Source organism: Pseudomonas sp. R25(2017), assembly GCF_002112565.1.
GTDB lineage: Bacteria > Pseudomonadota > Gammaproteobacteria > Pseudomonadales > Pseudomonadaceae > Aquipseudomonas > Aquipseudomonas ekonensis.
Window position 1 is genome coordinate 221,304 of sequence record NZ_NEHZ01000003.1, and the last position, 22,282, is coordinate 243,585.

Annotated in this window: 21 protein-coding genes; 16 read left to right on the plus strand and 5 right to left on the minus strand. The window is 66.5% G+C overall.

From position 1 onward, the window contains the following. The first annotated feature begins 102 nt into the window (after positions 1-102). Positions 103-1,062, plus strand: a complete 960-nt coding sequence (locus CAG31_RS05490; protein ID WP_085578664.1) for a MerR family transcriptional regulator — start codon at positions 103-105, stop codon at positions 1,060-1,062. A 3-nt stretch (positions 1,063-1,065) separates the two neighbouring features. On the opposite strand, the gene CAG31_RS05495 is transcribed toward CAG31_RS05490, so the two are convergent. Together CAG31_RS05495 and CAG31_RS05500 are read right to left on the minus strand one after the other, a co-directional pair. Next, on the minus strand, positions 1,066-1,671 hold the full coding sequence (locus CAG31_RS05495) for a hypothetical protein (RefSeq protein WP_085578666.1): 606 nt from the start codon (positions 1,669-1,671) through the stop codon (positions 1,066-1,068). A gap of 54 nt (positions 1,672-1,725) precedes the next feature. Further along, on the minus strand, positions 1,726-2,202 hold the full coding sequence (locus tag CAG31_RS05500) for a PAS domain-containing protein (RefSeq protein WP_085578668.1): 477 nt from the start codon (positions 2,200-2,202) through the stop codon (positions 1,726-1,728). Between the two features lie 152 nt (positions 2,203-2,354). On the opposite strand from CAG31_RS05500, the gene CAG31_RS05505 reads away from it, so the two are divergent. Further along, a complete protein-coding gene (locus CAG31_RS05505) occupies positions 2,355-2,810 on the plus strand; it encodes a flavodoxin (protein ID WP_085578670.1) in 456 nt (151 codons plus the stop codon). On the opposite strand, the gene CAG31_RS05510 is transcribed toward CAG31_RS05505, so the two are convergent. Then, positions 2,800-3,687, minus strand: a complete 888-nt coding sequence (locus CAG31_RS05510; protein ID WP_085578672.1) for a LysR family transcriptional regulator — start codon at positions 3,685-3,687, stop codon at positions 2,800-2,802. The genes CAG31_RS05505 and CAG31_RS05510 overlap by 11 nt on opposite strands. Positions 3,688-3,782: 95 nt before the next feature. On the opposite strand from CAG31_RS05510, the gene CAG31_RS05515 reads away from it, so the two are divergent. The 9 genes from CAG31_RS05515 to CAG31_RS05550 all read left to right on the plus strand — a co-directional run bounded on the left by CAG31_RS05515 (position 3,783) and on the right by CAG31_RS05550 (position 14,373). Beyond that, positions 3,783-4,157 (plus strand): CidA/LrgA family protein, encoded by a 375-nt coding sequence (locus tag CAG31_RS05515; protein ID WP_085578674.1) that lies wholly within the window; start codon positions 3,783-3,785, stop codon positions 4,155-4,157. Then, positions 4,147-4,833, plus strand: a complete 687-nt coding sequence (locus CAG31_RS05520) for an LrgB family protein (RefSeq protein ID WP_085578676.1) — start codon at positions 4,147-4,149, stop codon at positions 4,831-4,833. Before CAG31_RS05515 ends, CAG31_RS05520 begins: the two co-directional genes overlap by 11 nt. Positions 4,834-4,964: 131 nt before the next feature. Continuing rightward, positions 4,965-5,747 (plus strand): class II aldolase/adducin family protein, encoded by a 783-nt coding sequence (locus CAG31_RS05525; protein ID WP_085578678.1) that lies wholly within the window; start codon positions 4,965-4,967, stop codon positions 5,745-5,747. Next, positions 5,747-6,649 (plus strand): alpha/beta fold hydrolase, encoded by a 903-nt coding sequence (locus tag CAG31_RS05530; protein WP_085578680.1) that lies wholly within the window; start codon positions 5,747-5,749, stop codon positions 6,647-6,649. The genes CAG31_RS05525 and CAG31_RS05530 overlap by 1 nt, the downstream gene beginning before the upstream one ends. Positions 6,650-6,824: 175 nt before the next feature. Continuing rightward, positions 6,825-7,736 carry an SDR family oxidoreductase gene (locus CAG31_RS05535; RefSeq protein WP_085578682.1) on the plus strand — a complete coding sequence of 304 codons (912 nt, stop codon included), beginning with the start codon at positions 6,825-6,827 and terminating at the stop codon, positions 7,734-7,736. Between the two features lie 575 nt (positions 7,737-8,311). Continuing rightward, entirely contained in the window at positions 8,312-8,458 is a 147-nt protein-coding gene (locus CAG31_RS28395; protein WP_170929984.1) for a hypothetical protein, read from the plus strand. A gap of 34 nt (positions 8,459-8,492) precedes the next feature. Continuing rightward, positions 8,493-10,286 carry a DUF1302 domain-containing protein gene (locus CAG31_RS05540; protein WP_085578684.1) on the plus strand — a complete coding sequence of 598 codons (1,794 nt, stop codon included), beginning with the start codon at positions 8,493-8,495 and terminating at the stop codon, positions 10,284-10,286. A gap of 24 nt (positions 10,287-10,310) precedes the next feature. After that, a complete protein-coding gene (locus CAG31_RS05545) occupies positions 10,311-11,678 on the plus strand; it encodes a DUF1329 domain-containing protein (RefSeq protein ID WP_085578686.1) in 1,368 nt (455 codons plus the stop codon). 139 nt (positions 11,679-11,817) lie between these two features. Continuing rightward, positions 11,818-14,373 carry a LuxR C-terminal-related transcriptional regulator gene (locus tag CAG31_RS05550; RefSeq protein WP_085578688.1) on the plus strand — a complete coding sequence of 852 codons (2,556 nt, stop codon included), beginning with the start codon at positions 11,818-11,820 and terminating at the stop codon, positions 14,371-14,373. A 47-nt stretch (positions 14,374-14,420) separates the two neighbouring features. On the opposite strand, the gene CAG31_RS05555 is transcribed toward CAG31_RS05550, so the two are convergent. After that, a complete protein-coding gene (locus CAG31_RS05555; protein ID WP_085578690.1) occupies positions 14,421-15,215 on the minus strand; it encodes an IclR family transcriptional regulator in 795 nt (264 codons plus the stop codon). Between the two features lie 163 nt (positions 15,216-15,378). On the opposite strand from CAG31_RS05555, the gene hmgA reads away from it, so the two are divergent. The 4 genes from hmgA to CAG31_RS05575 all read left to right on the plus strand — a co-directional run bounded on the left by hmgA (position 15,379) and on the right by CAG31_RS05575 (position 20,164). Further along, positions 15,379-16,674: a homogentisate 1,2-dioxygenase gene (gene hmgA / locus CAG31_RS05560; RefSeq protein ID WP_085578692.1), complete on the plus strand. Its 1,296-nt coding sequence runs from the start codon at positions 15,379-15,381 to the stop codon at positions 16,672-16,674. 3 nt (positions 16,675-16,677) lie between these two features. Next, a complete protein-coding gene (fahA, locus tag CAG31_RS05565; RefSeq protein WP_085578694.1) occupies positions 16,678-17,982 on the plus strand; it encodes a fumarylacetoacetase in 1,305 nt (434 codons plus the stop codon). A 12-nt stretch (positions 17,983-17,994) separates the two neighbouring features. After that, entirely contained in the window at positions 17,995-18,630 is a 636-nt protein-coding gene (maiA, locus tag CAG31_RS05570; RefSeq protein WP_085578696.1) for a maleylacetoacetate isomerase, read from the plus strand. Positions 18,631-18,793: 163 nt separating this feature from the next. Continuing rightward, positions 18,794-20,164 (plus strand): aromatic acid/H+ symport family MFS transporter, encoded by a 1,371-nt coding sequence (locus tag CAG31_RS05575; RefSeq protein WP_085578698.1) that lies wholly within the window; start codon positions 18,794-18,796, stop codon positions 20,162-20,164. A gap of 66 nt (positions 20,165-20,230) precedes the next feature. Here the strand turns inward: CAG31_RS05575 and CAG31_RS05580 are convergent, their stop codons facing one another. Further along, positions 20,231-21,034 carry a SirB1 family protein gene (locus CAG31_RS05580; RefSeq protein WP_085578700.1) on the minus strand — a complete coding sequence of 268 codons (804 nt, stop codon included), beginning with the start codon at positions 21,032-21,034 and terminating at the stop codon, positions 20,231-20,233. Between the two features lie 184 nt (positions 21,035-21,218). On the opposite strand from CAG31_RS05580, the gene CAG31_RS05585 reads away from it, so the two are divergent. After that, entirely contained in the window at positions 21,219-22,238 is a 1,020-nt protein-coding gene (locus CAG31_RS05585; protein ID WP_085578702.1) for a Glu/Leu/Phe/Val dehydrogenase dimerization domain-containing protein, read from the plus strand. Positions 22,239-22,282: the final 44 nt, after the last annotated feature.

Sequence of the window (22,282 nt, forward strand, 5' to 3'; positions counted from 1 at the left end):
AGCCACATTCGTCGCCGTTCACGGCTTGAACCGGCACCGGGCATCGGGGGTAGAATGGGATCCAACTTTGCAGCCAACGCCAACAAGGACGTGCGCCCGCCAATGCCTGTCATCAACGAGCTTCGCCTTGCCTCGCAGGCCTCTGCCGCGCTCGAGCGCGAAGAGCTGTTCCCCATACGCGAAGTGGCTCGGCTGACCGGCGTCAACCCGGTCACGTTGCGTGCGTGGGAGCGACGCTACGGCCTGATCCAGCCGACACGCACCGAAAGCGGGCACCGCCTGTACTCCGTGACCGATATCGAGCGCGTGCGCAGCATCGTCGATTGGATCGACCGCGGCGTGTCGGTGAGCAAGGTCGGCAAGATCCTGGCCAGGACCGAGCCGAGAAAGGCGTTGGCGCACATCATTCCCGACGAACTGGTGCAGACCGATTACCTTCAGTGGCAAGAACAGGTGCGCCGGGCGGTCAGCTCGTTCGACGATCAGGAGCTGGACCGTGTCTACGGCCAGATCTTCTCTTCCTATGCGTTGCCCGTGGTGTTCCAGGACATCCTGATGCCGCTGTGGCTGCAGATGCTGCAGCGTCAGGACGCGTTCGGGCAGACCAGCGAATGGCTGTTCCTCGATGGCTTCCTGCGCGCCCGGGTGCTGCAGCGTGTCGTCATGCTGCGTGGCTCGCAGCCGCGCAAGGTGATCGTCAGCGCCCTGGCCGGGCAGTGCCGCGAACTCGAACTGCTGGTGGCGGCGCTGTTCCTCAGCGACAGCGATGCGGGGGTGCGGGTGCTGACCACGGGGCAGCCGTTCGACGAACTCACCCTGGTCTGCGAAAAGATCAAGCCTCAGGCGCTGGTGCTGTTCTCCAACCACGCGCCGTCGCCGGAGCTGCCGCGGCGCCTGAACCGTCTGGCCTTGAGCCTGGATTGCCAATTGATGCTGGCCGGTGACGCCGCGGACCTGGCGCAGGACAGCCTGGCAGGGTCGTCCATCGGTTGCCTGGGCAACGAGGGCGCGACCATGCGTCAGCGGATGGTGCAGTTCCTGGCGGGGAACCTGGATACCTGAACCTCAGGTGTGCAGGGCGGGGTGCGACAGACGATGCTGCTGCAGGATGAACTGGCGCAGGCGCTCGGTCTCGTCGGCGTCGCTCTGATTCAGCGCGTAGGCGTAGAAGCCTTGCTCGGTTTCCCGCTCGAAGGTGCCGCGCAGCGAGATCCGCTCATAACCCGACGGGCTGAACCACAGAGCGAAGTGCTTCGGCGGCTTGGTCTTGTTGCGCACTTCGAGCAGGACGCCCTTGTGCGAAACCTCGTGCACCCAGAGCATGCCCGGCTGCCCCTTGGCGTTCTCCAGCGCCACCGGCTCTTCGAGGGCCAGGCGCCACGGACGCACCATGGGGCCGTCCTCGTAGATGCTCGGCACGCCCAGGCGCAGGTGCAGGGCGTGGAACTCATCCTCGACCAGATGCAAAGGGAAGGTCATCTGCTGGTTTTCGAAGTTGGCCTGGATGGTCACCTGCTCATGGGCCGCCAGGCGCGTGAGCAGGTCGCGGATCTGCGAACCGCCGTTGACCATGAGACTCGACGTCGCATCCCGCACGTTCAATTGCGGGTTGTGTTGCATGGTCTGGATGAAATCCAGCTCATCCTGGGTCAGGAGGGCGTCGCGTTGCATGGCTAACTCGAAATAAATAATTACAAAGTCATTGGTGATTGTAGTTAATGACCATTAGTTCGCCGCTTTGTTTGAACCGTTCGTCGCTTTCAGGGCGGCGAGCTCGGCCTCCAGCGCGGCCACCTGGGCCTCCAGCTGGATCACCCGCTGCTGCGCCTTGACCTGAACGGTCACGTCCTTCTGCACGCCGACGAAATACGTCTGCCCGTCTTCGGCGCCCTTGACGGTCGACAGGGACAGCTCGTTGTAGAACGGCGTGCCGTCCTTGCGGTAGTTGCGCAGGATCTCGCGGCACGAGCCGCCGTCCCTGAGCGCGTTGCGGATCAGCGTCAGGTTGTCCTGGTCACGGTCGCCGGACTGCAGGAAGCGGCAGTCCTGGTAGAGGATCTCTTCGCTGGTGTAACCGGTCAGGCGTTCGAAGGCCGGGTTCACGTAGATCAGGATGTTGTCCTGTTCACCTTCGCGTTCGGCCACCACGATGCCGTCGTTCGACGCGTTGATCACCATTTGCAGCAGGTTGGCATTGATCATGGTTGAATCCTTTCAGGGTTGTCGACCGCTCGCATTCTAGAAGATCGCCGGGCGCTGTCTACTGGCCATCAGCGCTTGTTGAGAACCAATCGCAGCGTTGTGCGTCCGGCTGTTACTATCGCCGCTCATTTTTCAGTTTCGGGATCAGATTGATGAAAGTCGCCATTCTCTCCGGTTCGGTCTACGGCACCGCCGAAGAAGTCGCCCGCCACGCCCAGAGCCTCATGAAGGCGGCAGGGCTTGAAACCTTCTACAACCCGCGCGCGAACCTGGCCGACCTCCAGGCGTTCGGCCCTGAAGCGCTCCTGGCGGTGACCTCGACCACCGGCATGGGCGAGCTGCCGGACAACCTGCAACCCTTGCATTCGGCGCTGCGCGATCAATTGCCGGCGGCCTGGCGCGGTCTGCCCGGCGCGGTGATCGCCCTGGGCGACGCCAGCTACGGCGAGACTTTCTGCGGCGGCGGCGAGCAGATGCGCGAACTGTTCGCCGAGCTGGGCCTGCGGGAAGTGCAGGACATGCTGCGTCTGGACGCCAGCGAAAGCGTCACCCCGGAAACCGACGCCGAGCCGTGGCTTGAAGGGCTGATCGCCGCACTCAAGGGCTGACTGCCCGCTCGCGCAGCAGCGCCAGCCAGGCCTGCGCCGCTTTCGACAGGTAGGCGCCGCTGCGCCAGATGAACGCGATGTCCCAGCGCAGGGTGTCCGGCGCCCTCAAGGTCAGGCGCACCACGCCCGGGCGCTCCAGGGCGCGGGCCACTACGCTTGGCAGCAGCACCACGCCTTGGCCGGCGGCGACCAGTGCGGCGAGAAAATCCGCCTGGCCGCTGCGTCCGCCTTCCGTCGGGGTGAAGCCCAGTTGCTGGCAGGCCTGAAGCAGGCGGTCGTTGAGCACGAAGCTGCGCTGATACAACAGGAACGGCGTGTCCGCCAGTTCCTCCAGGCCGATGTCTCCCTTGCCGGCCAACGGATGGTCCACCGGCAGCAAGGCATCCAGCGGTTCGTCGCAGAACGGCTGGAAGTCGAACTGCGGATCTTTCGGCAGCAGGCTGCCTCCCAGCTCCAGTTCGCCGCTGCGCACCGCCTGCTCGACATGGCGGCTGCCGCCCTCCAGCAAGTGAATGGCGATGTTCGGATAGCGCCGCCGGTACTCGGCGAACAGCCCGGCGAACAACGCGTCGCTGCCCAGCAGGGGCAGGCCCAGGCGCAGCTCGCCGCGGGCCAGTTGGCTGAGGTCGTCCAGTTCGCTGAGCAACTCGTTGCGCAGGCGCAGCATGCCTTCGGCCCGTTGCAGCACCACGCTGCCGGCGGCGGTCAGGCGCAACTGCGATCCGAGCCGTTCCAGCAGCGCCGTGCCCAGGCTCTGCTCCAGCTGGGCGACTTGCTTGCTCACCGCGGACTGGCTGATGTGCAAGGTCTTGGCGGCCTGGGTGAACCCGCCCTGATGCATCACTTCGACGAAACTGCGCAGCTGTTTGAATTCCATGGCCTGATTCCGAATTGGAATGGCTGTGAGTCTAACAATTCGCTTCGGAGATGGCAGGCCGCTTCGTAAAATGGGCGCCTGCGAGGAGCGAAACCATGATCAAGCGTCTTTCCCGTCTATTGGCCGAACTGGCCGTGCTGCTGGGCCTGTATCTGCTCGGCTGCCGGCTGGCCGCGTGGCTGGCCTGGCCGATTCCCGGCGGGGTGATCGGCATGGCGCTGTTGCTGCTGGCGTTCGCGTCCGGCCGGGTCAAGCCGGCGGCGTTGCAGCTGGGCGCCGGGCTGCTGATGGCCGAGATGCTGCTGTTCTTCATTCCCGCGCTGATGAGCCTGCTGGATCACGGCGCCTTGCTGCGCGATGACGGCTGGCGGATCGCGCTGGTGATCGGCGCCAGCACGTTGATGGTGATGCTGGCGACGGCGTTCACCGTGGAGCTGGCCGTGCGCCTGAGGCCTTCCCATGACGTATGAACCGATGCCGATGTTCTGGCTGGCCTTCACGCTGCTCTCGTACTTGTTCAGCCGTTGGCTGTACCGGCGCACCGGGCGTTATGTGCTGTCGCCGCTGATCCTGGTGCCGGCGCTGCTGCTGGCCCTCGCGGTGCCGTTGCACACCGCCTATGCCGAGTACTCCCGCGACACCCGCTGGCTGATGCAGGTGCTGGGGCCGGTCACCGTCGCGTTCGCGGTGCCGATCTGGCAGCAGCGGCGCCTGTTGGTGCGGCATTGGCCGGCTCTGTTGCTGGGCATGCTGGCCGGCAGCGCGGCGTCGGTCGCGACCTCGTTCGGGCTGGCCCGGGCGCTGGCGCTGGACAGCTCGGTGACGCTGTCGCTGGTGCCGCGCTCGATCACCACGCCGTTCGCCATGCCGTTGGCGCAGGATCTGGGTGGCGTGCCGGAGCTGACGGCGGTGTTCGTGATGTTCACCGGGGTGTTCGGGGCCATGCTGGGTGGCGTGCTGCTCAAGTGGCTGCCGCTGCGCAGCGCCCTGGCGCGCGGTGCGCTGTTCGGGGTCGGCGCCCATGGCGCAGGCGTCAGCCGGGCCCGGGAAGTGGGGGGTGAAGAGGGCTCCGTGGCCGGGCTGGTGATGGTGCTGACCGGGCTGCTCAATCTGTTCGCCGCCCCTTTGCTGGCGTCGGTGCTTTGACATGGATCCAAGGCCCTGGCCTTTCTGACCCGCTCAGTCATCAAGCTGGCTACCAATGCAACTACACGATCTTCGGCGGCTGACTAGACTGCTGTCACGTGCAGAACAATAAGAACGCAGAGGTGCATACAGTGAGCGTAGCCCCCGTCCCGTCGTCCCAGAATGTCAAAGACCAGGTCAGTGCCGCGGAGTGGCAGACCCGGGTCGATCTTGCCGCCTGTTACCGTTTGGTCGCCCTGCATGGCTGGGATGACCTGATCTTCACCCACATCTCCGCCAAGGTGCCCGGCACCGAAGATTTCCTGATCAACCCCTTCGGCCTGATGTTCCATGAGATCACGGCGTCGAGCCTGGTGAAGGTCGACCTGGCCGGCCGCAAACTCATGGACAGCCCCTACGAGATCAATCCCGCCGGCTACACCATCCACAGCGCCGTGCACGAAGTGCGGCACGACGTGGCCTGCGTGCTGCACACCCACACCGCGTCCGGCGTGGCGGTGTCGGCGCAGCGGCAGGGGGTGCTGCCGATCAGCCAGCAGTCGCTGTTCGTGCTGTCCAGCCTGGGCTATCACGCCTACGAGGGCGTGGCGCTGAACCACGAGGAAAAGGCCCGGCTGCAGGCCGACCTGGGCGACAGCAGTTTCCTGATGCTGCACAACCACGGCCTGCTGACCTGCGGCGGCACCATCGCCGATACCTTCCTGATGATGTTCACCTTCCAGCGCGCCTGCGACATCCAGGTGATGGCCCAGGCCGGCGGCGCCGAGCTGATTCCCATCGAACCGCAGATCCTGGCCGGTGCCCGGGCGATGATCGCCGGCGTCACCAAGAGCGCCCAGGGCATGGGCGGCGCGCTGGCCTGGCCGGCGCTGCTGCGCAAACTCGATCAACACGACGCGGGATACCGACTCTGATGCCTCTGACCGAGATTCCGCTGAGCGTCTGGCGCAAGCGCAGCCGCACGTTTGTCTTCCGTGGCCAGCCGATCCGTTACTGGACGTGCGGGCAGGGCGAGCCGCTGCTGCTGATCCATGGCTTTCCGACCGCCAGCTGGGACTGGCATTACCTCTGGCAGCCGCTGGCCCAGCGCTACCGGGTGATCGCCTGCGACATGCTCGGTTTCGGCGATTCGGCCAAACCCCTGAACCACACCTACAGCCTGCTGGAGCAGGCCGACCTGCAACAGGCGCTGCTTGCGCACCTGAAGGTCGAACAGCCGATCCACGTGCTGGCCCACGACTACGGCGACAGCGTCGCCCAGGAATTGCTCGCCCGGCACGGCGACGGCCTGATCGAGGTGGCCAGTTGCGTGTTCCTCAACGGCGGCCTGTTCCCGGAGACCCACCGGCCGGTGCTGATGCAAAAGCTGCTGCTCAGCCCGTTGGGCTGGATGATCGGCCGTGCGTTCAGCCGCGAAGGCCTGGCGAAAAGCTTCCGGCAGATCTTCGGGCCGCAGAGCCGTCCCAGCGAAAGCGAGCTGGATGACTTCTGGAGCCTGATCGAGAGCAACCGCGGGCGGCGGATCATGCACAAGCTGATCGGCTACATCCCCGAGCGACGGCTGCAGCGCGACCGTTGGGTCGCGGCCATGCAGCGCGGCGACATCCCGTTGCGAGTGATCGACGGCGAAACCGATCCGATCTCCGGCGGGCACATGGTCGAGCGCTACCGCCAGCTGATTCCGGACGCGGACGCGGTGCTGTTGCCGGGCATCGGCCATTACCCCCAGACCGAAGCGCCGGCGCTGGTGCTCAAGCACTACCTGGCGTTTCGCGACCACCTTGCGCTGCCGCCCCTCAAGGCCGCGTGCTCCTGAACGCCGCGCAGCGGCGCGCGTGCTGCCGCTCGCTGCGCCGCAACGCAAACGCTCCCGTCTGATCATCCTTGCGCCTTATCGGCCGCCATTCAGCGCCAGCCGTGTTCGTTGTGACCGCAGCGCCTGTGCCTGACACTCGGGCTCTCTGTCCCTCAGGCCTGCTGGAGTCCCTGCCATGAATGAAGCTGTGCGTTTCGAAGACAAAGTCGTGATCGTCACCGGAGCCGGCGGCGGCCTGGGGCGGGCCCACGCGTTGCTGTTCGCCAAGCAGGGCGCCAAGGTGCTGGTCAACGACCTCGGCGGCTCGACCCAGGGCGAGGGCGCCAACGCGTCGGCGGCCGACCGCGTGGTTGCGGAGATCCGCGCGGCCGGCGGCATCGCCGAGGCCAACCACGATTCGGTCACCGACGGCGACAAGCTCGTGCAGAACGCGCTGGATGCGTTCGGCCGCGTCGATGTGGTGGTCAACAACGCCGGGATCCTGCGCGACAAGTCCTTCCACAAGATGGAGGACGCCGATTGGGACCTGGTCTACCGCGTCCATGTCGAAGGCGCCTACAAAGTCACCCGCGCTGCCTGGCCGCACCTGCGCGAGCAGAATTACGGACGGGTGATCTTCACCGCGTCCACCTCCGGCATCTACGGCAACTTCGGCCAGTCCAACTACGGAATGGCCAAGCTCGGCCTGTACGGCCTGACCCGCACCCTGGCCATCGAGGGCCGCAAGAACAACATCCTGGTCAACGCCATCGCCCCCACCGGCGGCACCCGCATGACCGAGGGCCTGATTCCGCCGCAGGTGTTCGACCAGCTCAAGCCCGAACTGGTCAGCCCGCTGGTGGTGTACCTGGCCAGCGAGAACTGCCAGGAGACCGCAGGCCTGTTCGAGGTCGGCGGCGGCTGGATGGGCAAGGTGCGCTGGGAACGCAGCCTGGGTGCCGGGTTCGATCCGAACGCGGGCTTCTCGCCCGAGGATGTCGCGGCGCACTGGCAACAGATCTGCGACTTCGAAGGGGCGGCGCACCCGAAGGACAACATCGAGGCGCTGAAGGAAATGATGGGGAATCTGCAGAAGTATTCGTTGTGATCCAAGCCGGCCACCGGGGTGATCCCTGGTGGCCGTTTGCTGTTGCGCGTACCGGTCGTTCAACATGAATGTTGGCGTTGTCCGGTTCTGCCCCTCCCGCTGACCTGTGCACCCTTCTCAAAAGGCGTCGCGTAGGTTTTCAGCCGTTCACCGCTTGCATTGACCTCGTGCCGTTGGCGTCCGGACATTCTGTCCGGCGACGCCAAGGCGCAGCAGAGGGCAAGCCCCTCCCTGAACGCAACACCGATTCCTGCTGACGGGTACCGGGACCGAACGTGTCCGGTGTGGCAGGAGGACTGATCCGCAGACAAAAAAAAGGCCGCTGCATCAGCAGCGGCCAAGGTAAGACGTTGGATCAAGGAGCTACAAATCAACGTCAGTGAACAGCGGGTCGAGGGAGCGCAAGCGTTGCGCACCGTCTGAAAACGGTTGCCGATGGCCCTCAGGCTACGGACTTCTGGCTTCAAGGCTGTTCGCCGTGAAAGCCCGTTCAGAATAAGCGCACGGGCCTGTGGGAAAAATACCGATTCCGGACATGCACTGTTGCGGGGCATGCAACAGTCCGGTGCACCGCGATGAGCATCATGCCCGGCATTGATCGTAGACCATCCAGCCCGTTCATGATCGGCGAAGAGGCCTGCCCGGCAAGGGCATTCATCCTTTCGGGCGACAGCGTGAATACCTCCTTGGTGCGCTTATCGGGCGCGGCCGCCGGGCAGTAGGGTGGAGCCTCCTGTCACTCACCGGGGAAGACGCATGACAAAAACAACAATGCGCGCCATCTTCACACCGCAGGCGTTGGCCGTTGCGGTGGCCATGGGATGCTGCGCCCAGGCGCAGGCGGTTTCGTTCAACATCGGGGAAATCGAGGGCACGTTCGACTCGTCGCTGTCGGTCGGTGCGAGCTGGGGCCTGCGCGATGCCGACAAGTCGCTGGTGGGGACGGTCAACGGCGGGACGGGGCAGTCCTCGACCGGGGATGACGGGCGCCTGAACTTCAAGAAAGGCGAAACCTTCTCCAAGATCTTCAAGGGCATCCACGACCTTGAGCTCAAGTACGGCGACACCGGTGTGTTCGTGCGCGGCAAGTACTGGTACGACTTCGAGCTCAAGGACGAGGACCGCGAGTTCAAGCCGATCAGCGACAAGGGCCGCAAGGAGGGCGCCAAGTCCTCGGGCGCCGAGATCCTCGACGCCTTCGTCTACCACAACTATTCCATCGCCGACCTGCCGGGCACCGTGCGCGCCGGCAAGCAGGTGGTGAGCTGGGGCGAGAGCACCTTCATCGGCAACTCGATCAACAGCATCAACCCCATCGACGTGTCGGCGTTCCGCCGCCCTGGTGCGGAGATCAAGGAAGGCCTGATCCCGGTGAACATGCTGTTCGCTTCCCAGGGCCTGACCGACAAGCTCACGGTCGAAGGCTTCTATCAGCTGGAGTGGGATCAGACGGTCCTGGACAACTGCGGCACGTTCTTCGGCGTCGACGTGGCGGCGGACGGCTGCACCACCGGCTACACCGTCGGCAACCCGGCGATCGCGCCGCTGGCGCCGTTGGCGGCGGCGTTCGGGCAGCCGATCCAGGTGACCCGCGAAGGCGTGGTGATTCCCCGGGGCGGCGACCGCGACGCGCGGGACTCGGGGCAGTGGGGCACGGCGCTGCGCTGGCTCGGCGAAGACACCGAGTACGGCCTGTACTTCATGAACTACCACAGCCGCACGCCGACCGTCGGCACCACCACCGCCGGGCTCTCGACCCTGGCGGCGTTGCCGGGGATGGTCGGGATCGCCAACGGCATCGCGCCGGGCGCCGGCTCTGGCCTGGCCCAGAGCGTGATGCTCGGCCGCGGCCAGTACTACCTCGAATACCCGGAAGACATCCGCCTCTACGGCGCGAGCTTTTCCACCACGCTGCCCACCGGCACCGCCTGGACCGGCGAGATCAGCTACCGGCCCAACGCCCCGGTGCAGGTCAACACCAACGACCTGACCCTGGCGATGCTCAACCCCATCGCCGGCGGCGCGGCGTCGCCGCTGGCCACCCGCCCCGGCGCCGACAACAAAGGCTACCGGCGCAAGGAAGTGACCCAGGTGCAGAGCACCCTGACTCATTTCTTCGACCAGGTGCTGGGCGCCGAACGCCTGACCGTGGTCGGCGAGGCGGCGGTGGTGCGGGTCGGCGGGCTGGAGCCGCGCAGCAAGCTGCGTTACGGCCGCGACTCGGTGTACGGCCAGTACGGTTTCGGCGGCGACACCGGCGGCTTCGTCACGTCCACCTCGTGGGGCTACCGGGCCCGGGCGATCCTCGACTACGCCAACGTGATCGGCGGCATCAACCTCAAGCCCAACCTGTCCTGGTCCCACGACGTCGCCGGGTACGGCCCCAACGGGCTGTTCAACGAAGGGGCCAAGGCGGTCAGCGTCGGGGTCGATGCCGACTACCGCAACACCTACACCGCGAGCCTGAGCTACACCGACTTTTTCGGCGGCGACTACAACGTCCTCGAAGACCGTGACTTCGTGGCCCTGAGCTTCGGCGTGAACTTCTGACCTGCCCGAATAAGGATGAATCCGATGCGCAAGATGATTCTGCAGTGCGGCGCCCTGGCCTTGAGCCTCCTGGCGGCCAACGTGATCGCGGCGGTGTCGCCGGAAGAGGCGAACAAGCTCGGCACCAGCCTGACGCCCCTGGGCGCCGAGAAGGCCGGCAACGCCGACGGCTCGATTCCGGCGTGGACCGGCGGCATCCCGAAGAACGCCGGGGCGGTGGACAGCAAAGGGTTTTTGGCCGATCCGTTCGCCGGCGAGAAACCCCTTTTCACCATCACCGCCGCCAACGTCGAGCAGTACAAGGGCAAACTGTCCGACGGCCAGGTGGCGATGTTCAAGCGCTACCCCGAAACCTACAAAATTCCGGTCTACCCGACCCACCGCACCGTCGCCGCGCCGCCGGAGATCTACGAGTCGGCCAAGCGCAGCGCGCTGAACGTCACCGCCATCAACGACGGCAACGGCCTGGCCAACTTCACCGGCAACCGCTACTACGCTTTCCCGATCCCCAAAAACGGCGTCGAGGTGCTGTGGAACCACATCACCCGATACCACGGCGGCAACCTGCGGCGGATCATCACCCAGGTGACGCCGCAGACCAACGGCAGCTACACGCCGATCCGCTTCGAGGAAGAGATTGCGGTGCCGCAGTTGATGAAGGATCTGGATCCGGAGAAGGCGGCCAACGTGCTGACCTTCTTCAAGCAGTCGGTGACCGCCCCGGCGCGGCTGGCGGGCAACGTGCTGCTGGTGCACGAGACCCTCGACCAAGTGAAGGAGCCGCGCCTGGCCTGGATCTACAACGCCGGCCAGCGCCGGGTGCGCCGCGCCCCGCAGGTGGCCTACGACGGGCCGGGCACGGCGGCGGACGGCCTGCGCACCTCGGACAACTTCGACATGTTCTCCGGGGCGCCGGACCGCTACGACTGGAAACTGATCGGCAAGAAGGAAATGTACATCCCCTACAACAGCTACAAGCTCGATTCGCCGAGCCTCAAGTACGACGACATCATCAAGGCCGGGCACATCAACCAGGACCTGACCCGCTATGAGCTGCACCGGGTCTGGGAGGTGGTCGGCACGGTCAAGCCGAGCGAGCGGCACATCTACGCCAAGCGCCACATGTACCTGGACGAGGACAGCTGGCAGGTGGCGCTGGTCGACCACTACGACGGTCGCGGCCAGCTGTGGCGGGTGGCCGAGGGGCACGCCCAGTACTACTACGATCACCAGGCCCAGGCGTACACCCTCGAAGCGCTCTACGACATCATCGCCGGCCGCTACATCGCCTTGGGCATGAAGAACGAAGAGAAGCACAGTTTCGAGTTCGGCTTCGACGCCAAGGCCGCCGACTACACGCCGTCGGCCCTGCGTTCGGAGGGCGTCCGGTAACGGTCGCGATACACAAGGCGTACAAAAGGCGACCGGGCGGTCGCCTTTTTTATGGGGGCCGATCAGCCGCTTGAATACTTATCAACAAGCGCGCGAGACAGGGCTAGGGTGACGGCACAACGATAAGAAGGCTCGCACGATGACCGCCATGACGCCGTGTCTGGATTCGCCCCGTTTTCTGCCCAGGCTGTCTGCCCATCACCAGTTGCGCAGCCGTCTGAGCGGGCCGCTGCTGGAGACCACGGCACGCATCCGCTTGCTCTGCGCGCCGCCCGGCAGCGGCAAGACGGCGTTGATGACCGAATGCCTCCTGCAGGTGCCGGCGGGCTGCACGGTGCATTGGCTGCCGCTGGCGGGCGCGGCGTTGTCTGTCGAGGGGTTCTGTCGGCGGCTGGCCCAGGCGCTGGGCGCGCAGGGTTCGGACGAGGCTGCGCTCACCGAGGAACTGGCCCGCTGGCGGTCGCCGGCCTGGCTGATGATCGATGACTATTGCCGCCAGCCGGATCCGTTGCTGGACGCCTTGCTCGACCGTTTGCTGGCGGCCAGCGCCCCGACGCTGATCTGGTGGATCGGCACCCGCCGGCGTCCGTCCTGCAATTGGCCGCGCCTGCTGCTCGACGACGCGTTGCATGAGTGCGAGGCGGCGGCGCTGGCGCTCACGCCGCAGGAACTGGCCCCGGTGCTGCGGCACCTGCCGCCGGAGCAGGCGGGGCTGGCGGCCGAGCGCATCGTGCGGCGCACCGGCGGCTGGTGTGCCGGCGTGCGCATGGCGTTGCTGCAGAAGTGCGACTGGTCGCAACGGGAACTGCCGCAGCAGCGTGCCGACACCTTGCTCGATTACCTGCAGCGCGAACTGTTCAGTGGCCTCACCCCCGAGCTGGCCGAAGCCTGGCGGGTGCTGGCGCATTTTCCACGGTTCAATGCCGGGCTCTGCGATCACTTGTTCGGCGCCGGGGAAGGCACGCAGTACCTGAGCGACTTGCAGGCGCTCGGTTGCTTCATCGAACCCTGGCAGGGCTCGGCCGACTGGCTGCAGGTGTTCCCGGCGCTGTCCCGGTTGATCATTGACGAGCACTGGCCCCAGGGGCGTTCGTGGCATCGGCGGGCCTGTCAGTGGTTCGCCGCCGAACAGGACTGGAAGTCGGCCTTCGAACAGGCGTTGCTCGCCGAGGAGTTCGAGGTGGCGGTCAGCCTGTTGCAGCATTTCACCTTCGAGCACCTGTTCGAGGACCGGGCCGTGGTGCTCCTGCTGAGCCTGCACGAGCGCCAGGGCGAGGCGCTGATGCTCGGCTCGCCGCAACTGATCGGCCTGATGACCGCCGCCTTGCTGTTTGCCGGGCGATTCAGCCAGGCGACGGCCTGGATCGGGCATCTGGGGCGCTTCCTTCCCCAACCGTCGGCGGTGCGCCAGCAGCAATTGATCGCCCGCTGGCAGGCGCAGCAAGGGTGGCTGCTGCACTTGCAGGGGCACATGGACGCCGCCCGCGAACATTTCGAGCAAGCGTTGGCGGCGTTGGCGGATGACGCCTGGCCGGCGCGCTTGCTGTGCCTGTCCGGGCAGACGCAACAGGCGCTGCTGTGCGCCGAGATGGACCGGGCGCAGGCGATCAACCGCGAGGCCCTGCGTCTGGCCCGGGCCTGCGGGTCACTGCTGTTCGAGGGCTTGCTTGAGCTCGATCACGCCCAATGGCTGGAGCAGCGCGGCGCGCCGGGACGTGCCGACAGCCTGTTGGCGCAGATGGAGCAATTGTTGAGCGCGCGGGACGAACGTCCGACGCCCTTGCTGGGGCGCATCGCCTTGCGGCGGGGGCGGTTGGCGCTGGGCATGGGGCAGCAGGCGCAGGCCGCCGAATGCTTCCGGCAAGGGCTGGACGATTGCCTGCGCAGCCACGACAAACGCGTGCTGTATGGCTTTCTCGGCCAGGCGCAACTGGCCGCCAACGGTGGGGACTATGCCCAGGCCTTCGAACGATTGCGCGACGCGGAACGGCTGATGCAGCAGCGGCAGATTCCGGACACGGTCTACCGCGGCGCGCTGCTGCAGGTCAGCAGCCATTTCTGGTTGCAGCAGGGGCGGGCGGAGCTGGCGTGCGAAGCCTTGAGCCGGGTGCTCAGGCACTATCGCGGCCCGCAGGCATTGCAGGCTCCGCCGGCGACGCTGGAGCTGATTGCGCGGATCGAGTATTTACTGATCCTCGCCATGGCCAGATCGCTGTCGGCACCGAGCGATGCGGCGGCGCAACTGGAAGGCCTGATGAACCGGGCGCAGGCGCGGGGCATGTGGGCGCTGTTCACCGAGCTGCAGTTGGCGACGGCCGAACTGTTGTGGCTGGAGGGTCGCCCGGCCGACGCGAAAGCGCGGCTGCACGAAGGGATGGACAGCGTGACCAAGTACCAGGGGCAGCAGGCGCTGAGCGAACTGCGCCTGCGCGCACCGGCATTGCTGCAGGCCTGCCACGAAGTGCGGGGTGAGGAAACCGACGCGCTGTCGGATCAGGCAGGCACGTTGAGCCAACGGGAGCGGCAAGTCCTGAAGCTGATCGCGCTCGGCCATTCCAATCAACAGATTGCCGATGCGCTGTTCATTTCTCTGCACACCGTCAAGACCCATGCCCGGCGAATCAACGGCAAGTTGGGGGTTCAGCGCAGGACGCAAGCGGTGGCCAAGGCGAAGTCGACGGCGCTATGGCAATGAGCGGGCCAGCCTTTGCGGCGGCGGTGGCCGGATGCTGAAAGGCTGAGTCAACCTTTCAGGCCGTCGCCCTGATAGCCCATCCGCCAGCTCACGGCCCGCGCCGCCGCCAGCAACCGCCGGGCCGCCGGGCCGTTTTCGTCGGCGTGGAACAGCGAGGTCGGGCCGACGATGGTCAGCACGGCGGCGATCTGCCCGACCGCGTTGAACACCGGGGCCGACAGCGCGTCCACCCCCGGCATCAGCAAGCCGTGCACGTGGTGCAGGCCCCGTGCGCGGATCTGCTGGCACAGGTCCGCATAAGCCTTCTCATCCGCCAGCGGATGCTCATCGACAGCGGTTTCCCGCTCGCGCAGTTCGTCGGTTTCGCGGTGCGGCAGGTAGGCGCTGAAGACCAGGCCGGTGGAGGAACTGAGCAGCGGCAGCACCGAGCCCAGTTGCGTCACCACCGTCACCGCCCGCACCGCCGGCTCGATGTGCACCACGGTTGCGCCCTGGTTGCCCCAGACCGCCAGAAAGCAGGTTTCGTTGAGTTCGTCGCGCAGTTCCGACAGCGGCAGGGCGGCGACCTTGAGCACGTCCATGCTGTTGAGGGCGGCCAGGCCCACACGCAGCGCCTCGCGGCCCAGCCCGTAGTGGTTGGTGGCGGCATCCTGCTCGGCGAACCCCGAGGCGATCAACGCCTGCAGGTAGCGGTGCACCTTGCTCGCCGGCATCTGCACGTGCTCGGCCAGGCGCGACAGCGACGTGGCGGGCGACAGTTCGGCCAGCGCCTTGAGGATGTCGGTGCCGACCTCGGCGGAGCGCACTTTCTGTTTGCCGTTGCTGTCGCTGGTTTTTTCCATGGTGGCGCCGTGTCCCGGATCGAATGGGCGTCTTTATAGCTTGACGCTGGATAGCGAGCAAATTACGTTATGCGTAATCGAATTACGACAATAACAACCCCGGCGTGCCAGCACCTCTGATCCAGAGCGACGGGCCATGCCGACTCCCTGTTCAGGAGGCTCCATGAACCTCGATTCAGCCCTGGCGTACCAGTCGGGTTTCGGCAACGAATTCAGCAGCGAAGCGTTGCCGGGTGCTTTGCCCGTCGGCCAGAACTCCCCGCAGAAAGCCCCCTACGGCCTCTACGCCGAACTGTTTTCCGGCACCGCCTTCACCATGGCCCGCAGCGAAGCGCGGCGCACCTGGATGTACCGGATCAACCCGTCGGCCAATCACCCGGCGTTCGCCAAGCTGGAGCGGCAACTGGCCGGCGGCCCGTTGGGTGAGGTCACGCCCAACCGCCTGCGCTGGAACCCGCTGGACATTCCGTCCGCCCCCACCGATTTCATCGACGGCCTGGTGAGCATGGCCGCCAACGCCGGCGCCGAAAAACCGGCCGGCATCAGCATCTACAGCTATGCCGCCAACCGCTCGATGGAGCGGGTGTTCTTCAATGCCGACGGCGAGCTGCTGCTGGTGCCGCAACTGGGGCGCCTGCGCATCGCCACCGAACTGGGCGTGCTTGAGGTCGAGCCGCTGGAGATCGCCGTGCTGCCGCGGGGCCTGAAGTTCCGCGTCGAGCTGCTGGACGCCCAGGCCCGCGGCTACGTCGCCGAGAACCACGGCGCACCGCTGCGCCTGCCGGACCTGGGGCCGATCGGCAGCAACGGCCTGGCCAACCCTCGTGACTTCCTGACCCCGGTCGCGGCCTACGAGAACCTTCGGCAGCCGACCACCCTGGTGCAGAAGTTCCTCGGCCAGCTGTGGGGCGCCGAGCTCGGACACTCGCCGCTGGACGTGGTCGCCTGGCACGGCAACAACGTGCCGTACAAATATGACCTGCGCCGGTTCAACACCATCGGCACGGTCAGTTTCGATCACCCAGATCCGTCGATCTTCACTGTGCTGACCTCGCCGACCAGCGTGCACGGCCTGGCCAACCTCGACTTCGTGATCTTCCCGCCGCGCTGGATGGTGGCCGAGAAGACCTTCCGTCCGCCGTGGTTCCACCGCAACCTGATGAACGAGTTCATGGGCCTGATCCAGGGCGAGTACGACGCCAAGGCCGAAGGCTTCGTGCCCGGCGGCGCGTCCCTGCACAGCTGCATGAGCGCCCACGGCCCGGACGGCGAGACCTGCACCAAGGCCATCAACGCTGACCTCAAGCCTGCGAAGATCGACAACACCATGGCGTTCATGTTCGAGACCAGCCAGGTGCTGCGCCCGAGCCGTTTCGCCCTCGACTGTCCGCAACTGCAATCCAATTACGACGCCTGCTGGGCTACGCTGCCTGTCACGTTCGACCCGACCCGGAGATAACCCATGACTCAGACTTCCATCGCCCGCAGCTGGGTCGCCTCGGCCAACGGCCACGCGGACTTCCCGCTGCAGAACCTGCCGCTGGGCGTGTTCAGCGCCGACGGTTCGGCCCCGCGCAGCGGCGTGGCCATCGGCGACCGCATTTTCGACCTGGAGGCGGCGCTGGACGCCGGCCTGTTCGAAGGCGCCGCCCGCGCGGCGGCCGAAGCCACCCGCGGCGGCCAGTTGAACGCCTTCTTCGCCCTCGGCCGCGAGGCACGGGTCGCCCTGCGCGCACGCCTGCTGGAGCTGTTCAGCGAAGGCAGCGCCCTGCAGGCGAAGATCGAAGCCCCGGGCGCCAAGCTGCTGCCGCTGGCCGCCGACTGCCAGATGCACCTGCCGGCGCGGATCAGCGACTACACCGACTTCTACGTCGGCATCGAGCACGCGCAGAACGTCGGCAAGCTGTTCCGCCCGGACAACCCGCTGCTGCCCAACTACAAGCACGTGCCGATCGGCTACCACGGCCGGGCGTCCACCGTCCGCGCCTCCGGCACCGATGTGCGCCGTCCGAAAGGGCAAACCCTGCCGGCCGGCGCCAGCGAGCCGACCTTCGGCCCTTGCGCCCGCCTGGACTACGAACTTGAGCTGGGCATCTGGATCGGCCAGGGCAACGAGATGGGCGAGCCGATCGCCATCGGCGACGCCGCCGAGCACATCGCCGGTTTCTGCCTGCTCAACGACTGGTCGGCCCGCGACATCCAGGCCTGGGAATATCAGCCGCTGGGGCCGTTCCTGTCCAAGAGCTTCATCACCAGCGTCTCGCCGTGGGTGGTGACCGCCGAAGCGCTGGAGCCGTTCCGCACCGCGCAGCCGGCGCGTCCGCAAGGTGACCCGCAGCCACTGCCGTACCTGCTCGACAATCGGGATCAGGCCGGCGGCGCGTTCGACATCGAACTGGAAGTGCTGCTGCTCACCGAGGCCATGCGCGAGCAGAACCTGCCGGCCCACCGCCTGACCCTGAGCAACACGAAATACATGTACTGGACCGTCGCACAGATGGTCGCCCACCACAGCGTCAACGGCTGCCAGCTGCAGGCCGGCGACCTGTTCGGTTCGGGCACCTTGTCGGGGCCGGAAAGCGGCCAGTTCGGCAGCCTGCTGGAGATCACCGAGGGCGGCAAGAAACCGGTCGAGCTGGCCACCGGCGAAGTGCGCAAGTTCCTTGAGGACGGTGACGAAATCATCCTGCGCGCCCGTTGCGCCCGTGACGGTTTCGCCTCCATCGGCTTCGGCGAGTGCCGGGGCAAAGTGCTGGCGGCACGCTGACAGGAGCGGCTCATGGATCTCTACACTTACTACCGTTCCACCTCGTCGTACCGGGTGCGCATCGCCCTGGCGCTCAAGGGGCTCGACTACCGGGCGCTGCCGGTCAACCTGATCGCGCCGCCGGGGGGCGAGCACCGGCAACCGGCGTACCTGGCGATCAATCCGCAGGGCCGTGTGCCGGCCTTGCGCACCGATGACGGCGAGCTGCTGATCCAGTCGCCGGCGATCATCGAGTACCTGGAGGAACGTTATCCACAGGTGCCGCTGCTGCCGGAAAACCTTGCCGCCCGCGCCCACGTGCGCGGCGTGGCGTCGGTGATCGGCTGCGACGTGCATCCGCTGCACAACGTCAGCGTGCTCAACCGGCTGCGTCAGTCGGGTCACGACGAATCCCAGGTGACGGAGTGGATCGGCCACTGGATCGGCCAGGGGCTGGCGACGGTGGAGCAACTGATCGGTGACGAAGGCTTCTGCTTCGGCGAATGGCCGTGCCTGGCTGACGTGTACCTGATCCCGCAGCTGTACGCCGCCGAGCGCTTCAACGTCGCGCTCGACGCTTACCCGCGCATCCGCCGGGTGGCGGCGTTGGCCGCTGCGCATCCGGCGTTCGTCAAGGCCCATCCGGCGAACCAGCCGGACACCCCTTGAGGCCTGGCGCCGCTCAGCCGTAGGCGCCGATCTGCTGGCAATCGCGACCTGTCGGATTCATCCGGGATGACTGACATGCCGCCATCGCCAGCAGGCTGGCTCCCACAAGTAACACCGGTTCTGTCGCAGCAAACAACCATAAGAACAAAACAGGTACCTTGCGATGCACAACCAGATTGCCAGCTTCCGGGCGGCGCTCGACGCCCGTCCTGTGTCCCGTTTCCAGTGGTCGCTCCTGATCCTGCTCGCCTTGCTGCTGGTCACCGACGGCTACGACGCCCAGGTGCTCGGCTATGTGGTGCCGGCGCTCGCCCAGGACTGGGGGCTTGAGAAAGCCGCGTTCGGCCCGGTGTTCAGCGCCAACCTGCTCGGCCTCACCCTGGGGTCGCTGGCCGTGACGCCTTTGGCCGACCGCTTCGGCGTGCGGCGGATCCTGCTGGCCTGCGTGCTGATCTACGCCAGCCTGACTGTGCTGATGGTGTTCGCCGATTCCCTGGACACCCTGATGGTCGCGCGCTTCATCTGCGGGATCGGCATGGGCGGGGCGATGCCCAGCGCCATGGCGCTGATGTCCGAATATTCACCGCCGCGCCTGCGCACCTTGATGGTGACACTGGCCGCCTGCGGTTTTTCGTTCGGCGGCGCGGCGGGCGGGTTCGTCGCCGCCGGCTTCATCGACCGCTTCGGCTGGCAGGCGGTGTTCCTCGCCGGGGGCGTGACGCCATTGCTGCTGTTCCCGTTCCTGTGGTGGCTGTTGCCCGAATCGCTGCCGCGGCTGCTGCGCGATGCGCCGCCTTACGCACGCCTGCGCAAGGTCACTGCGCGGATGCTCCCGGACTGGCAGCCGCCGGTGGCGTCCGTTGAACAGAACGAGCGCGAGCAGGGCAGCAAGCTGACCGTGGTCGAGCTGTTCCGCAACGGCTATGCACGGCCGACGCTGCTGATCTGGTCGACCTTTTTCGTCAGTCTGATCCTGCTGTATTTCATGATCAGCTGGCTGCCGTCGCTGCTGCTGGAAAGCGGGCTGGCGCTCAAGGAGGCGAACCTGGTGACGTCGATGTTCCTGTTCGCCGGCACCGTGGGGGCGATCTGCATGGCCTGGTTCGCCGACCGCCTCAAGCGCAAGGTGCGCCTGCTGTCCGGCGTGCTGGCCGGGGCGGCGTTGTGCACGGTGCTGCTGGGGCTCAACCACGACAATCCCCGCTATCTGGTGGCGTTCGTCTTTGCGGCCGGGTTCTGCATCATCGGCGGGCAACTGACGCTCAACGCCTTCGCCAGCAACTTCTACCCGGCGCACGTGCGCGCCACCGGCACCGGCTGGGCGCTGGGGGTCGGGCGCTTCGGTTCGATCCTAGGACCGCTGTTCGGCAGCCTGCTGTTGGCGATGCACATTCCGGTGCAGCAGATTTTCTTCTTCTGTGCGGTGCCGGCGGTGATCGCCGCACTGCTGATCATCCAGGTGCGCTCGCCCGCCGAGCCCACCCGATCAGATGTGGGAGCCCGCCTGCTGGCGAAGAACGATAACGCGGTTTGACTGACAGTCCGCGGCGCCTGGAATCGCCAGCAGGCTGGCTCCCACAAAGGCTTGCGCCTATAGGGTTCAGTGGACGATGGCGTTGGGCGGCAGGTGGCCCAGGCGTTCGGTCAGGCGCAGCCGCTGGATCGGGTCGTCGCTGAGCAGCAGCGCACGCTCCAGGTCGAAGCGCTCGGCGTTGGGGCAGTCGAGGCGCTGGTACAGGCTGGCGCGGGCCAAGTAGTCGGCGGCGTTGGCGTTGCCCAGTTCGAGCACGCGTTCGGCGTCGATCAGGGCGGCGATGAAGTCGTCGTGGGTCAGGTGCAGCTGGCGCAGGTTGCGCGACAGACGCTGCAGCATCTGCAGCGGCTCGGCGGTCTGCAGGTGCTCGGCGTTCAGTTTCATCTCAGGCCCGTACTGGCGGTGCAGCAGGTCGCGGCAATCGTTGGGGTAGAGCCGACGTCCGCCGCAGGGGTCGAGCAAATGGTCGGCGCCAGGCACCCGCAGCAGGAAGTGCCCGGGAAAGTTGACGCCGGCCAACGGGATGCCCAGCCCGCGGGCCAGCTCCAGGGCGATCAACGCCAGGGCCAGCGGCTGGCCGCGACGGGTCTGCAGCACCTTGTGCAGCAACGCCGCCTGGGGGCGCAGCGGCGAGAAGTCGTCCTGGGCGAATCCCAGGTCGTTCATCCGCCGCAGCAGCGGCTGTGCCAGTTCGCCGGCCGGCAGCATCGGCAGGCCGGCGCCGACCTTTTGCTGCAGCTCCCTGAAGTCCCGCAGCAGTGCTTGGGGATCGACGCCGTTGTCGTGTTCGGCCGCGATCCACAGCGCGGCTTCGAACAGCGCGGGCGGCGAACGGTACAGGCAGTCGAAGAAACGTTGGCGCGGGTTCATCACAATCTCCGTCGGATGCCTCGTTGTAGCCCCGTCCTCGCCATTCGTCCAGTGCGCCGCCGCTCTGGCGCCGGGTTATGCCGCGAAGCATCGGCGCACGCCTGCGCTTATTCCGGCGCGCTTCAGCAATTTTCAGGCGCAAGCCTATACTGGCGACTACCGCAAGTGATTCGGGAGCCCGTCGATGTTCGCTCTCATGCAAAGCACTCGCCTGGAATCGCTGCACCTCAGCGTCGACCCGCAATCCGGGTTGAAGGCGGTGATTGCCATCCACAACAGCCGCCTGGGGCCTGCCTTGGGCGGGTGCCGTTACTTGGCCTACCCCAACGACGAGTCCGCGGTCGAGGACGCCGTGCGCCTGGCCCGGGGCATGAGTTACAAGGCCGCCCTGGCCGGCCTGGCCCAGGGCGGGGGCGTGGCCGTCATCGTGCGGCCGGCCCATGTGGAAAACCGCGCCGCGCTGTTCGAGGCCTTCGGCCGCTGCATCGATCAGTTGGACGGCCGCTACATCACTGCCATCGACAGCGGCACGTCGGTGGCGGACATGGACTGCATCGCCCAGCACACCCAGCACGTCACCAGCACCACGTCCGCCGGCGACCCGGCGCCCCATGCCGCGATGGGCGTGTTCACCGGCATCCGCGCCACGGCCATGGCGCGGCTGGGCAGCGACAACCTCGAAGGCCTGCGTGTGGCGATCCAGGGGCTGGGCAATGTCGGCTTCGCCCTGGCCGAGCAACTGCACGCCGCCGGTGCGGAGCTGCTGGTCAGCGACATCGACCACGGCAAGGTGCAGTTGGCGATGGAGCAGCTCAACGCCCATCCGATCGCCAACGACGCGCTGCTCAGCACCCCGTGCGACATCCTCGCGCCGTGCGGCCTGGGCGGCGTGCTCAACAGCCACACCGTGCCGCAGCTGCGCTGTTCGGCGGTGGCGGGCTCGGCGAACAACCAGTTGTCGCACCTGGACATGGCCGACCAGCTGGAGCGGCGGGGCATCCTGTACGCGCCCGACTACGTGATCAACGCCGGCGGGCTGATCTACGTCTCGCTCAAGCACCGGGGCGAGGAATTGCCCACCATCACCGCGCACCTGTCGAAGATCAGTTCGCGGCTGACCGAAGTGTTCGCCCACGCCCAGGCGGAAAAGCGCTCCCCGGCGCGGGTGGCCGACGAACTGGCGGAAAGGGTGCTCTACCGTTGAAGCTTGGGTTTGCCCGGACATGAAAAGGCCCCCGGACCGTTCGG